11 protein-coding genes and 1 pseudogene are annotated in these 13463 nt (G+C 70.4%); 5 read left to right on the top strand and 7 right to left on the bottom strand.

The features are described 5' to 3' along the window. Positions 1 to 23 precede the first annotated feature (23 nt). The 5 genes from AB0I69_RS17830 to AB0I69_RS17850 all read right to left on the bottom strand — a co-directional run bounded on the left by AB0I69_RS17830 (position 24) and on the right by AB0I69_RS17850 (position 4755). Positions 24 to 1169: an FAD-dependent monooxygenase gene (locus tag AB0I69_RS17830; RefSeq protein WP_363096559.1), complete on the bottom strand. Its 1146-nt coding sequence runs from the start codon at positions 1167 to 1169 to the stop codon at positions 24 to 26. 61 nt (positions 1170 to 1230) lie between these two features. Further along, entirely contained in the window at positions 1231 to 1692 is a 462-nt protein-coding gene (locus tag AB0I69_RS17835; protein WP_363096560.1) for a PPOX class F420-dependent oxidoreductase, read from the bottom strand. Between the two features lie 94 nt (positions 1693 to 1786). Then, complete coding sequence (locus AB0I69_RS17840) at positions 1787 to 3022, bottom strand: MFS transporter (RefSeq protein ID WP_363096561.1); 1236 nt, start codon at positions 3020 to 3022, stop codon at positions 1787 to 1789. Between the two features lie 29 nt (positions 3023 to 3051). Then, complete coding sequence (locus AB0I69_RS17845) at positions 3052 to 3876, bottom strand: oxidoreductase (RefSeq protein WP_363096562.1); 825 nt, start codon at positions 3874 to 3876, stop codon at positions 3052 to 3054. 63 nt (positions 3877 to 3939) lie between these two features. After that, positions 3940 to 4755: an alpha/beta hydrolase gene (locus AB0I69_RS17850; protein WP_363096563.1), complete on the bottom strand. Its 816-nt coding sequence runs from the start codon at positions 4753 to 4755 to the stop codon at positions 3940 to 3942. Between the two features lie 304 nt (positions 4756 to 5059). On the opposite strand from AB0I69_RS17850, the gene AB0I69_RS17855 reads away from it, so the two are divergent. Next, on the top strand, positions 5060 to 8920 hold the full coding sequence (locus AB0I69_RS17855; protein ID WP_363096564.1) for an acyltransferase domain-containing protein: 3861 nt from the start codon (positions 5060 to 5062) through the stop codon (positions 8918 to 8920). A gap of 157 nt (positions 8921 to 9077) precedes the next feature. Continuing rightward, on the top strand, positions 9078 to 9662 hold the full coding sequence (locus AB0I69_RS17860) for a TetR/AcrR family transcriptional regulator (RefSeq protein ID WP_363096565.1): 585 nt from the start codon (positions 9078 to 9080) through the stop codon (positions 9660 to 9662). Positions 9663 to 9851: 189 nt separating this feature from the next. On the opposite strand, the gene AB0I69_RS17865 is transcribed toward AB0I69_RS17860, so the two are convergent. Beyond that, a complete protein-coding gene (locus AB0I69_RS17865) occupies positions 9852 to 10352 on the bottom strand; it encodes a hotdog fold thioesterase (protein WP_363096566.1) in 501 nt (166 codons plus the stop codon). A 237-nt stretch (positions 10353 to 10589) separates the two neighbouring features. Between AB0I69_RS17865 and AB0I69_RS17870 the strand changes: the two are divergent. The 3 genes and pseudogenes from AB0I69_RS17870 to AB0I69_RS17880 form a co-directional block, all read left to right on the top strand. Then, positions 10590 to 10667 (top strand): annotated as a pseudogene (locus AB0I69_RS17870) (ribonuclease domain-containing protein); the annotation flags it as partial. After that, positions 10664 to 10981, top strand: a complete 318-nt coding sequence (locus tag AB0I69_RS17875; protein WP_363096567.1) for a barstar family protein — start codon at positions 10664 to 10666, stop codon at positions 10979 to 10981. The pseudogene AB0I69_RS17870 and the gene AB0I69_RS17875, both read left to right, overlap by 4 nt. Positions 10982 to 11040: 59 nt before the next feature. Continuing rightward, a complete protein-coding gene (locus tag AB0I69_RS17880; RefSeq protein ID WP_363096568.1) occupies positions 11041 to 11652 on the top strand; it encodes a hypothetical protein in 612 nt (203 codons plus the stop codon). Between the two features lie 28 nt (positions 11653 to 11680). Here the strand turns inward: AB0I69_RS17880 and AB0I69_RS17885 are convergent, their stop codons facing one another. Further along, a complete protein-coding gene (locus AB0I69_RS17885) occupies positions 11681 to 13285 on the bottom strand; it encodes an LPXTG cell wall anchor domain-containing protein (protein ID WP_363096569.1) in 1605 nt (534 codons plus the stop codon). Positions 13286 to 13463: the final 178 nt, after the last annotated feature.

The following is a 13463-nucleotide window of genomic DNA, read 5'->3' on the forward strand; positions in this document are numbered from 1 at the left end:
CGTCCCTTCGGGGCGGTGCGGCGTCAGAACGGCTGGTTGAGCGCGTCGTCCACCTGATGGGCCACCGCTTCCAGGCCGTTCCTGAGGAAGTCGGTCTGCCGGTCGAGGGATGCCTGGTCGGCGGTGTTCATCTCGGCCAGGAGGATGTTGCGGGAGGCGTCCTGGGCGATCTTGGCGCGGGCGAAGCGGCGTTCCTGGAACTCGGCGAGCAGACCACGGAGTTCACCGTCCCGGCCGAGCGTCTCGCCGAGTACGACGGCGTCCTCGATGGCCATGGCCGCGCCCTGGGTACGGTGCGGCGCCATGGCGTGGGCGGCATCGCCGAGCAGCAGCAGCCCTTCGTGGTACCAGGGCAGCGGGAGGAGCACCTCCTCGATCGGCGCGTACACGATGTCGTCGTCGGGCTTGATGCTGTCGCGCAGATCGCCGATCAGACCTGTGTAGCCGGCCAGCCGCTCGGTGAGATGGCCGTAGAAGTGCTCCCTCGGGTGGCGCGGATTGCCCGGCTCCGGCGTCACGTGCAGCAGGTACATGACGTCCTCGTTGAGCGGGAAGAGGCCCGCTTTGGTGCCCATACCCTGGAAGTACATGTTCCGGGTGACGTCGGCGTGCCGCTCGATGGCCACCCGCCACACCGAGTAGCCGGTGAACCGGGGCTCGACGCCGAGGGCCGCCTTGCGGAAGGAGGACCGGATTCCGTCGAACGCGACCACGAGGTCGTAGTGTTCGGTGCTGCCGTCGGTGAGGGTGGCCGAGACCCCGCCGTCCGCGGTGGTCTGCATCGTGTCCACGGACGTGCCGTAGTGGATCTTGGTTCCTACGTCGACACAGGCCTTCTCCAGGATCCGGGCCAGATCCCTGCGCTGGATGGCGCAGTTGGCGGGTACGCCGCCGACCCCCAGCTTCGACTGCAGCGCGAGCAGCAGCCGGGAGGCCGAGTCGTGGAAATCGACACGGTCGAAGGTGAAGCCGTGGCCGAGAACGTCGTCGAGCAGGCCGAGCTGTTTCAGGGCCCGCAAGGCGTTGCCCGGGATGTTGATACCGACGCCGGCGACGAGGTTCTCCGACTGGATCTCGACGACGGTGGTATCTATGCCCTGCTGTCCGAGCGCGGCACCGGCGGCAAGGCCGCCGATACCCCCTCCGATGATCAGGATGCGACGTTTCACTGTGACTCCTCACGTATGAGTGGACGATTCCGGGTCACTGGTGCTGGTGCTGGTGCCGGTGTTACTGCTGGGGCAGGCCCGCCACCCAGCGCGCGTGGTCGCGGACGAGCTGCCGGTCGGGTTCGACGAGGAGCATCACGCGGTCCGAGGCGATGAACTCGTCGGCGAAGGGGCCGCCCAGGTATTTGCGGGACAGCTCGTCGATGTGGTCGCGGGCCTCGGCGCCGAGGATCTCCTTGACCACCCGGCCGCGTATCTCGGCGAAGTTCAGGGGGTCGTCGTGCTGCCAGATGGTGACGGTGGCCCGCGGGTCGCGGCGCAGGTTGCGCACCTTCTGCCGGGCCACCTCGCTGTTGAGGGCGAGGTAGTCACCCGCGGTGGAGACCCACACGATCTGGGTCTGCGGGGTTCCGTCGCGCATCAGGGTGGTCAGGGCGGCGAAGTTCGGTCCGTCCGCGAGGGCGCGGACCTCCGGGGCGAGGCGCGGCCCGACCGCGACCTCCATCTCCTGGTGTGCGGGCATGCTGAGTCCTTCCTTCGGGAGGGGATTCCGTCGTTGGCACCTGTCCGTCGGGGATACGGCGGGGGATCTTGCCGGAGCACAGCCGGGGCACGGTTCACCCGCGCAGCACGGGGCTGGACTCCTCGGTCTCCTTGTTCGCCGCCGCCGGCAGCGGGCGCTTGCGGCGGCGGAACGCGCCGACGCTGACGGCGAGGGCGAGGCCGGCGAGCACCTCGAAGCCGGCGCCGGCCAGGGGGTTCCAGCGGATCATGCCCGCGTTGGCCAGCAGCCCGCCGACCGCGGCGGCGAACATCTGGCCCACGTAGACGGCGCTGTTGTTCAGCGCGAGGAGCATGTCGCCGCGGTCTCCGCCGATACCCAGGGCCCGGTGCAGCAGCAACGGGAAGCTGGGCCAGTGCACCAGCCCCCACACTCCGACGGCGACCGCCGCGGCCAGCGGCCAGCGGATGGCCGGGGTGAGCACGACCAGCCAGACGGCCAGCGCGCTGATGGTGATCGTGAGGCCGACGACCGAACCGAACCGGTCGGCCAGCCGGCCGCCCACGAAGACCCCACCGAAACTGCCGACGCCGAAGAGCAGGAGAACCCACGACTGCTCACCGGCGGACAGTCCTGTGACCTGCTCCAGGATGGTGCCGAGATAGGTGTAGACGGTGAACGTGCCGGCGGTCCACACGGCGGTGACCATCAGGTGCGTGGGAGCCTGCGGGATCCGGATCGCGGCGATCCGCTCCCGCACCGTGGCAACGGGCCCGGTGGGCACGTCCGGCAGGAAGAACTGGATGCCTACGACCGTCAAGGCCGCGAGGAAGGCAACCAGGCCGAACGCCCAACGCCAGGAGGAGAGTTCGCCGATCCAGTTGCCGATCGGCACCCCGAAGGCGATGGCGCTGGTCATGCCCGCGTAGACGATGGCCAGTGCCCGGCCACGCACCTCGGGCGGGCTGATGCGGGCGGCGACCGCGGAGGCGTTGGCGGAGTACAGAGCGGCGCCCGAACCGGTGATCACACGGCTGATCAGCAGCATGGTGAAGCTGGTGGAGACGGCCGACAGGACGTTGCCGAGGCCGAAGACCAGCATCACCGCGATGAGCAGCGGCTTGCGCCGGACCTTGGCGGTGAGTCCGGCCAGGATCGGCGCTCCCACCGCGTACGAGGCGGCGAACGCGGTGCTGGTCTGGCCCGCGAGTGCCGTCGAGAGGTGCAGTTCCCGTCCCACTGCGGGCAGCAGTCCGGCGACGATGAACAGGTCGGTACCGGTTGCGAATGTTCCCAGCGCGAGCAGCCAGACGCGCGGGTCCACCCGCCCGGCGGAGCTCACCGAGCGCATCGGAGTCCTCCTTTCCGGAGACGGTCGGATCAGATGGCGGTGTCCAGCGCGGTGTCCCGCCAGGCGTCGAGCTCCTTGGCGACGGCCTCAAGCTTGCTCTCGACGCGGGCGACGCAGTCCGCGCCGAGCGGCAGGCGCATCGGGGGCGCGTCCGACGCGGCCACGGCGACGATCGCCCGGGCGGCCTTGACCGGGTCGCCGGGCTGCTGGTGGTTCTTCTCCAGCGCCCACTCGCGGGTCTTGCCGACGGTCCCCGCGTAGTCGTCGATCGGGGTGGTGCGGCGCAGCGAGGAGTCGTCGAGGAAATCGGTGCGGAAGACTCCGGGCTCGATGATGGTGACGTGGATGCCGAGCGGGGCGAGGTCGGCGCGCAGGGCCTCGCTGAGGCCCTCGATGGCGAACTTGGTGCTGTTGTAGACGCCCCAGCCCGAGCCGGCGGTGAATCCGCCCACAGAACTGATGTTGAGGATCCGGCCGGCGCGCTGTCGGCGCAGGTGCGGCAGCACCGCCCGGGTGACGGCGAGCAGACCGAAGACATTGACGTCGAAGACCGCGCGCGCCTCGGCGTCCGAGGCCTCCTCCACGGCGCCGAGCAGCCCCCGGCCGGCGTTGTTCACCAGGACGTCGATCCGGCCGAAGCGGTCGACCGCGGCCTGCGCCACCTCCTGTGCCTGCCGCTCGTCGGTCACGTCGAGCGGCAGGGCCAGCACCTCACCGCTGTCCTCGCCGAGCGCGGCGCGCACGACCTCAGGGTCGCGCGCCGTCGCGACGACCTGATGACCGCGGGCCAGCGCCTCCCGGGCGATGTGCAGGCCAAAGCCGCGGGAGCTGCCGGTGATCAGCCAAACGGACATGAACTTCCTCCAACATTCGGTGTGTTGCGGGGACCCGGGGGCCCGGATCCGTGGACGCCGTTCTCAGGCGCCGGTGTGTTGTGAGAGGAACGAGCCGAGCACCGCGGTGAACCCCTGAGGGTCCTCCGCCAGCGCGTTGTGGCCCGTGTCGATCTCGGCGTAGGACGAACCGGGGATCCCGTCGCGCAGCAACTGCTGCTGGTCCGCTCCGCAGACGCGGTCGTGTGTGCTGGCGAACACCAGCGCCGGCGCGGCGATGCGGCCGAGCAGCGGACGCAGGTCGACGGTGAGGCCGACCTCGAACTGCCGCGTGGTGCCGGGCTGGGCGCTCTCCGCGATCTGCTGGACGAGCTTCTGGTGCGAGGTCTCGTCCGTCGCCGCCCAGTACCGGGGGCCGAGGGTGGCCAGCGGGAACATCTGCGGGACGAGCGAGGTCCCCAACTCCGCGTCGGTGCGCAGCAGATCGAGGCAGTAGCGGAAGTCGGCCGTCATCCGCTCGTCGGTGTACGCCCAGCCGGCGTGCGAGACGACCGAGCGGACGCGCTCGGGATGCTCGGCCGCGAGGAGGAGCGCCACCACTCCGCCGAGGGAGTGGCCGGCGAGGTGGAAGGTGTCGAGGCCGGCGTGGTCGGCCACCGCCAGCACCTCGGCGACCAGGTCGCCCAGGGTCAGCGGCCCGCCGTGGTCGACCGTTCTGCCGGAACCGGACAGGTCCGGGGTGACGACGGTGAACTGCCCCTTCAGGTCCTCGACCTGCTGGGCCCAGGCGTCACCGCGGGTTCCGGTGCCGTGCACCAGCAGCAGAGCCGGGCCGCTGCCGTTGATGGTGTACGCGACGTCGGCATCGCCGCCGCTGATCCGTATCTCCGCACTCGGCATGTCGGGTGCCTCCTTGAGATTGGTCAACTGCCAGACAAGATAGGACCACGAGTTGAGGTTGGACGCAAGTATCACTTTTAACTGAAAGCCAAGTAAGTGAGCAGGGTCTGAGCCGTGCTCGGAGGTGTCACCTGCGCGCCGAACAGCCGTGCGGCGCAGGTGAGGGGCGTATGCGGTGACCGGCGATGGAAGTCGGCGATGCAAGTAGACGCGCGGGTTCAATCTTGACCTCGCATCAATGATTGAACGACTATCACTCCTGCAGCACCGATGCTTCGCTCACACATGAAGGCAGGTACGCCACATGGATCAGCCCGAAGTAGCGTCCGATCGCTCGATCGCTGTCATCGGACTGGGGTGCAGGTTCGCTGGTGCCTCGAACGTCGACGAGTTCTGGGAGCACCTGATCGGCAATGCCGACAGCGTCACGGCGGTTCCGGGCGACCGGTACGACGCGGCCGCGTACCACGCTGCCGACCGGGCCGCCCCGGGCAAGTCGGTATCGGCAAAGGGCGGGTTCATCGACGATCCCTTCGCCTTCGACCCCGGCTTCTTCGGCATCTCGCCCGCTGAAGCCCGCGCCATCGACCCACAGCACCGCGTCCTGCTCCAGGTCGTGTGGGAGGCGCTGGAGGACGCGGGCATCCGCCCCTCCGCCCTCGCGGGCAGCCGGACCGGTGTCTTCGTCGGCCAGGCGACCGCCGAATACGGCGACGAGTACCGGCCGCCGACCGAGCAGGACATCCGGCGCACCATCAGCAGCCAGTTGCGGGCGATGGCCTCGGGACGCATCTCGTACGCCCTGGACCTGCGCGGCCCCAGCATCGTGCTGGACACCGCCTGCTCCTCGTCCCTGGTGGCGGTGCACCTGGCCCGGCAGAGCCTGCTCACCGGGGAGAGCGACCTCGCCGTCGTCGGCGGCGCCAACGTGGTCCTCTCACCCCGGGACTCCATCGCCTACTCGCAGGCGGACATGCTCTCGCCGGAGGGGCGCTGCGCCTTCGCCGACGCCGATGCCGGCGGGTTCGTGCGCAGTGACGGTGTCGGTGTCGTGCTGCTCAAGCGCCTCGCGGACGCCCGGCGCGACGGCGACCCGGTACTGGCGGTGCTCGCCGGCAGCGCGGTGAACAACGACGGGCGCAGCAGCGGGCTGCTGGTCAAGCCCTCCGTATCGGGCCAGGCCGAGATGCTCCGCGAGGCCTGCCGCAGCTCCGGGATAACCCCGGCCGACCTCAGCTACGTGGAGGCGCACGGCACCGGCACCTGCGTCGGGGACACGGTGGAACTGTCCGCGCTGGCAGCGGTGATGGGCGCGGAGCGCGACCCGGACCGGCCGCTTCGGACCGGGTCGGTGAAGAGCAACATCGGCCATGCCGAGGCGGCCGCCGGCATCGCAGGGCTGATCAAGACCGTCCTGATCGCCCGCAACGGCGTGATCCCCGCCTCGCTTCACCTGAACACTCCGCACCCGCTGCTCGACGACCCGGACTCCCCCCTCCACGTGGTCACCGAGAACGAACCCCTCGAAGACCGCGCCGAGACATACCTCGGGGTCAGCTCCTTCGGCCTGTCGGGAACCAACGCCCATGTCGTCGTGGGCCGTTACCCTTCCGGCCCCACTGCCGAGGCCGCACCCGCCACCGCGGACGAGCGCCCCGAGCTGCTGGTGATCAGCGCTCGTTCGCAGCGGTCCCTGGAGCGGCTCGCGACGGCCTACGCCCGCCATCTGCGGCCCGGTGGCGCGGGCCGTCAGGAGCCCCTGCGCGACCTCTGCGCCGCGGCCGCGCTGCGCCGCGACCACCACCCGTACCGGATGTGGGTGATCGGCGGCAGCCACGAGGAGGTCGCCGACCGGCTGGAGGCGCTGGCGGCCGGCGAGGAGATCGCCGACGGCGGACGCGGCGAGGCCGGCTTCGGCGCGGAGCGGCAGACGGTGTTCGTCTTCCCGGGGCAGGGCGCGCAGTGGCCGGGCATGGGGCGCAGGCTGCTGGAGGCCTTCCCCGCCTTCCGCGACCGTATGGCCGAGTGCGATGCCGCGATCCAGGCCGAACTGGGCTGGTCCGTCATCGAGTTGCTGAAGCGCGAGCAGGAGGACTTTCCCACCGAGATCGACGTGGTCCAGCCGGCTCTGTGGGCGATGGAGGTCTCGCTGGCCTCCCTCTGGCGGGATCTCGGTGTCAGCCCTTCGGCGTGCATCGGGCACAGCATGGGCGAGACGGCCGCCGCCGTGGTCGCCGGCGCTCTGCCGGTGCGCGACGCCGCCGCCGTCATCTGCCGCCGCAGCCGACTCATGCGCCGGCTCGGCGGGCGGGGGCGGATGCTGGCCACCGACCTGTCCCCGGACGAGGCCGAGCTGGCCGCCGCCCGGTATCCCGGCCAACTGTGCGTCGCGGTGGAGAACTCACCGCACTCCACCGTCCTCGCCGGAGATCCGGAAAGCCTCGGCAGGCTCGCCGAGGGCATGGCGGAGCGCGGTCGGCTGGCCCGGTTCGTCAACGTCAGCGTGGCCTCCCACTCCCCGGACATGGACGCGCTGCGGTCCGAGCTGCTCGACGCCCTGAGCGACATCGAGCCGCGCGAGACATCGCTGCCGCTCTACTCCACCGTGCGTGCCGAGTCCGTCCCCGGGACGGCCCTCGACGCCGGGTACTGGATGGACAACCTGCGGCGCCCCGTGCGGTTCGCCGGTGCCGTGGCGCAGCTCGCGAAGCAGCAGGAGAGCGTCTTCCTGGAGATCAGCCCGCACCCGCTGCTGACCTCGGCCGTGGAGGAGACCCTGGACGCGATCGACACCCCGTCCCTCACCGTCGCTTCCCTGCACCGCAAGGAGCACGAAGGCGTCGAGCTCGCCCGCGCGGCCGGACGCCTCCACGCCGCCGGTGCCGGCATCGACTTCTCCCGCTGGTTCCGGGGCGCGGCCCGCCCCGTGCCACTGCCCCGATACCCCTGGGACAACGAGCACCTGCGGGAACCGGCAGCCCTCCCGGCGGCCACCGGTTTCACCTATGAACGACCGCTGGACATCGAGGAGTCGGGGGTGTCGTTCCGCGGCACGACCGTCATACCGCCGATGCTGTACGTCGACGCCGTCCTGAGCGCGGCGCGTTCCGAACTCGGCGGACCACACCGCCTTGAGGACATTGCACTGACCGGAGAACCGGTCGACCGCCGGCAGGCACACGGGGCCTCCCTCCGGGTCAAGCTGCGTCCCGAGGGCGCCGACCACCTCGTGACGGTCCAGATCGTCGGCCCGAGGTCGACCGGCGAACCGGCCCGGACCTGCCTGACGGCCCGCGTCACCTCGTCCCCGCCCAAGGGCAGCGCCACGACCCGAAGCCTGGACGCGTTACTCGCACACTGCACCGAGTACCTGCCAGGACCGGACTTCTACGACGAGATCCGGGGGTACGGATACGAGATCCCCGACCACCTCGCGGGCGTCTGCCGGCTCTGGCGACGGGCGGACCGCGCTGTGGCCCGGATGCGCCTGCCGGAACCCGGACACCGCGAGGCATGGGAGATCCCGCTGCAGCCGCTGCTCGCGGTACTGCCCCGCAGCGGACCGGGCGGCACGAGCTACACCTATGTGCCCGTCGGCATCGACTCCGTGAAGGTGCACGGCGACTCGGCCGACCTGGCGAAGCCGGTGTGGAGCTCGGCCGTGCTCCGACCGGCGGCGGACCACGACACGGCTTCCTGGGACTCCGTTGTCCGCGCGGACGTCGTGATCCACGCGGACAACGGGGAACACGTACTGGCAGAGCTGCACGGGATCCAGCTCTTGCGGCTGACCGGCGCAGCAGGCGCGACAGGGGCGACGGACGCTCGGGACGCCTCGCCACGGCGAGAGGTCGTAGGGGCGGCCAGGCCGGCCCCACCGACAGCGGAGACCGCGAACGAACCTGCGCCCAAGCCGGCCGCCGACGGCGAGGCGGCCGTTCTGGCGCACGCCGCGGCGCTCCTCGGAATGACGCCCGAACGCATCGACCGCCGACGCCCGTTGCGCGAGCTCGGGCTCGACTCCATCACGGCCGTGAGACTGCGGCAGCGTATACGGACCGCCATGGGCATCGACTTCCCCGTGGGGCGCCTGCTCGGCCGGGAGAGCATCGGCCAGCTGGTGGCGTCAACCGGGGGTCAAACGAATACTATGCATCAAAGTTAAATTCTGGTATAATTTCACAGAGGGGGACCAGACCCATCTCTATGGGTCGCGCAAGACATGGTTACAAGGTCACGCCCTCGTCGCTGGAGAACGTATGTCTACTGAATCCCCTGTTGCCCCTGTTGTCATGGGTCGCCGCGAACGGAACAAGCAGCGGATGAGGGAACGCATCTTCTCCGCTGCCCTCAGTCTGTTCGCCGAGAAGGGCTTCGAGCAGACGAAGGTCGACGACATCACGGAGCGCGCCGACGTCGCGCGCGGCACGTTCTTCAACCACTTCCAGCACAAGGAAGAGCTCGTCACGACCTGGAGCAGTCAACGCCAATCGCGATTCGAGGAAAAGTTGCGGCGGGCAACGCCCACGAACGACGACCTGCGCGTCGCCCTCGGACGATGCATGACGGCACTCGTCGAGATCAACGAGGAGGAGGACGCGCCGGGGCTCAACCGGGTCATGCTCACCTCATGGGTGCGGGCAGGCCTGCCGATCACCGAACCGCCACGCACGGCCGAGGTCTTCGCCGACGTGATCCGGGCCGGGGTGGCGGAGGGCAGGATCAGGGCCGACGTGGATCCCGCGCAGGTAGGGCACTTGCTGCGGGACGCCTACTTGGGGGCACTGTTCCGCTGGTGTCGCGGCGATCTGAAGGGCGAGGGCCTGGCCACGGAACTGCAGGGCATCGTGGACTTCCTTCTGCCCAGCATCGTCAGCGACAGCCCCATCACCGACGACACGAAGTAGCCGTCGCGGGGGAGTGCCCGCTCAACGGCCCTGTAGCGCTTCGGTGGTGACGGAGCGTTCCGCCCCAGCCGTCCAGCACCTCGTCCCTGCTTGAACCTGGTGCTGGCGGTCGGCGGTCGCAGGCCGGGCGGCGCAGCGCGACCTCGCCGCTGCGCCGGACCATCAAGTCGTTACGGCTTCTCGCGACCGTCAGGACGCGTCCGCCCCGTTCGGGGCCACGTCCCGGATGAGGCACGTCAGGCGGGACGTGCAGACGCGGCGGTCCTGGTCGTCGGTGATGACGACCTCGTAGGTCGCCATGGTGCGGCCGCGGTGGACCGGGGTCGCTGTGCCCGTGACCGTTCCCGAGCGCAGCCCCCTGTGGTGGGTGCAGTTCAGTTCCACGCCGACCGCCACCTTCGTGGGGCCGGCGAACAGCGTCGCGCCGATCGAGCCCAGGTGTTCCGCCAGGACCGCCGAGGCGCCGCCGTGCAGGAGGCCGTAGGGCTGGGTGTTGCCCTCGACCGGGAGGGTGCCCACGACGCGGTCGGAGGTGGCTTCGACGAGCTCTACGCCCATGCGGTTGCCGAGGTGCCCGCCGGAGAACATCGACTCAAGGTCGACGCCGGCGTCGGCGAAACGGCTGAGGACCTCAGGCGGGATCTTCGCCCCAGTGCGCGGTGTGGTCTGCGTCTGGGTCTGCTCACCCATGAGTGCGGCTCCGATCGGCGGTAGGGTCGAGAAGGGATCGCTCGCGGGATTGCAGTTTGCACCATCTGATCAGCCCGGCACTGTGATCGACGTCTCCCCCTCGAGGAGTGTCAACTGCCGCGTTCCTGTCTGAGCAGGTAAACGCGCTGGTAGCGGGGCGGGTTCGGATGTTCGGGTGGGTGTGGTGTGGCACCAACTCGGGCCGCCTGAAGGCAGGTTGCAGCCGCTTCGGGTCGGCGCGTTGTCACCGGGCAGGGCGGCGGGATCTACTACACCGATGATCACTACAAGGCGTTCAGGACGGTACTGAGATGACGGAGCTCGCGGTCACGCTGGACCTTGACGGGGTCACGGACAAGGCCGGCCTGATGGACCGTTGCGCCCGAGCGCTGTCCCTGCCCGACTGGTTCGGCCGTAACTGGGACGCGCTCGCGGACAGCCTCGGCGACCACACCGTGTGGCCCGAAGGCGCTGTCGAGCAGGGGCTGCTGGTCGTCGTACGGAACTGGCAGGCGTACGCCAAGGCGCGGCCGGACGAATGGGAGACCGCCGTCGACGTCTTCGGTGACGCGGTCGACCGCACGCCGGAGCTTTCCGTGGCGCTCGCGCTGGGCGGAGCCGGCCGCTAGGGCCGGTCCGGGCAGCGCACCCAGCCCGATTGTCCGAGGCGGCTGGCAGAGTGTTCGGTATGGAGCAACAGGAGCAGCGCACGTCGGTTCGTCTCGTGGTCGTCGATCCGGACCTCGAAGCGCAGTGCGACCGAGTGGAGGAACACTTGCTGGCGCCCCTGGCCGAGTCCGCCGGTGGGGTGCGTGAGCACGCGCTTTTCGCGGACGGGCTCGTGGCCTTCCGGCGGGTGAGGGAGACACTGGCCGACGCGGTGGCGCGAGGCCCCAAGGTGTGGACGCCGAACGGCCGTTGGGAGCACGAGGGCCTGCGCATCGTCGAACTGCCCACCGGGGAGACGGACTTGTTGTACGCGTTGCTGCGCGAGCTGTCCGGGCTCCTCGTGGCACCGCCGGACCTGCCCGACCCCTCGGGTGTCGTGGCCGCGGTCCGCGGCACCGTCCTGACGCCCGAGAAGACCGCCGTCGGCCTGGTCGGTGCGCTGGCGCGGGTGCTGTCCCTGGTGGACCTCGTGCCCGATGCCGATACGGCCACCCTCTTCGCGGCGATCGAGGCGGCCGACGGCGAGGACGTGAGACTCAGCTACGGGCAGGACGAGGCGTGGCAGCGCCTCGCCCACCGGCTCACGATGCTGCTGACCGAGTCGGCTCCGTTGCACCGCTTCCTGTACTGATCCGGGTTCGCTTCAGGGCTTCAGCGCTTCAGCGGGAGCGCCGTCTGCGGCGGGCGACGAGGAGGGCGGCCGAGCCCAGCACCACGGCCCCGGCCGCCGCGGTGGCGATGAGGGCCATGGGGCCCGTGCCCGTGTGGGGCAGCGTGCCGCCGGACGAAGCCTCCGCGGACGGCGTGGCCGACGCGCCGCCTGACGCTCCCGGCGTGGAGGACGTGCCGGACGTGGGCGAGGACGCGCTCGACGAGTCGAAGGCGAACCTGACGCTGTCGTCGGCCGGGTCCGGGTCGTGGAGCGGGATGCCGGCCGGGCCGGGGAGTACGGTCGCCGTGCCCTTGCCGCCGGTGTAGCTCTTGGCCGTCTTCACCCACAGCACGAACAGCTGACTCTTTCCGGCGGCGATACCGTGCGGCACGGGGCAGACGTAGTGCCGGTGCCCCGCGGCGAAGGGCGCCGTCCTGGTGCTGCTGACCCAGAGGAGGCACTCGCCGTAGGGACCGTCCTCCCCCTCCTCGAATGCGTTGCCCGTCGCGACCGTGCCCTTGGGCAGTACCACGTCGACCTGGGCGACGGCCTTGTTGTCGATGCCGTACGCGGAGGCCGGGCCGTGGTTCACGGCGTTGAGGGTCAGGGTCCATTCGCCCGCCTTGCGGCCGGGCTCGGTCGTGGCGGTGGCAGCGAGATCCGCGGAGCTGTCGGTCGAGACGCTGACCCGGCCCGTGGCGCCGCTCTCGAAACCGTTCCCCGCTCCGGACGCCGGCACCAGGGTGAGCTCCGGACCGGTGCCCGGGTAGGGGCCGCCACCGGGCTGCACGCCGGGCTTCAGGAGCTCCGCCGAGTAGTCGGTCACCGCGGTCAGGACGTGTTCGCCGACTGTGGCGGTCAGCGGGCTGCTCAGCTCGATGGTGGCGCCCGCGGCCACGGGGGCGGTGAAGACGCAGGTGACGGATGCCTGGCTGCCGGGTTCGACGGGGTCGTCGCCGACGCCGTACGTGCAGTTGGCGAACTTCCGGTCGAAGACCAGCCCGCCCACCGACTCCCAGCGCAGCATGATGCGCCGGTCGGTGGCCAGGTCGCCGGTGTTGCGGAGCTGGAGCGGGAGCTCGATCCGGGACCCGAGCTTGGCGTGTGTCACGTCCGGCACCTTGCCGACGACGAGGTCCGGGACGCCGACGACCACCTTCGCCTGCGCGGTGGCGCCGGTGCCGTGCTCGGCGGAGACGGTGTACTTGAGCGTGCCGGTGGCACCGAGGGCGGCGCCCGCGTCCGCCCGCACGGTGAAGTCGACGGACTGGCGCTGCGAGTCGGCCTTGTTGACGCAGGTGAAGACCTGCCCGTCGGCCGTGCACCTCGGGTCGGCGACCGTGACGGCCGCGACGCCCGCCACGTCCCGGGCGTCGATGACGAGCGTCTGGTTCGTGGGCACGGGCACGTTCGCCCCGCCGTCGTAGAACATCCAGCCCACGTCGACCGACTGCGCCGTCGATCCCACGTTGAGCTGCTGGTCGGCCTCGATCGTGGCGTAGGCCTGCGTCGGCAGCGGGGAGGGACTGGCGGCCAGGGCCGCGGATCCTGGTGCCAGGGCGAGCACCACGGCAGCGAGCGCCGCCCCGGACACCGTGCGGTGGGAAGTCATGCCCGTTCGATACGTGAGGTGTCCCAAAGGTTGCCCACACGTGAATCACCGGTTCGTTTGGGCATTCCTCCAGGGAGCCCGTCGACCTGCCTGGACGATGATCCGAGGCATGGCATTACGCCCGACATGGGACAATGAAGTACGTGCTCTTCCCCCTGGCTGACCTGTCCGGGGACCA

Source organism: Streptomyces sp. NPDC050508 (genome assembly GCF_040655155.1).
Taxonomy (GTDB): domain Bacteria; phylum Actinomycetota; class Actinomycetes; order Streptomycetales; family Streptomycetaceae; genus Streptomyces.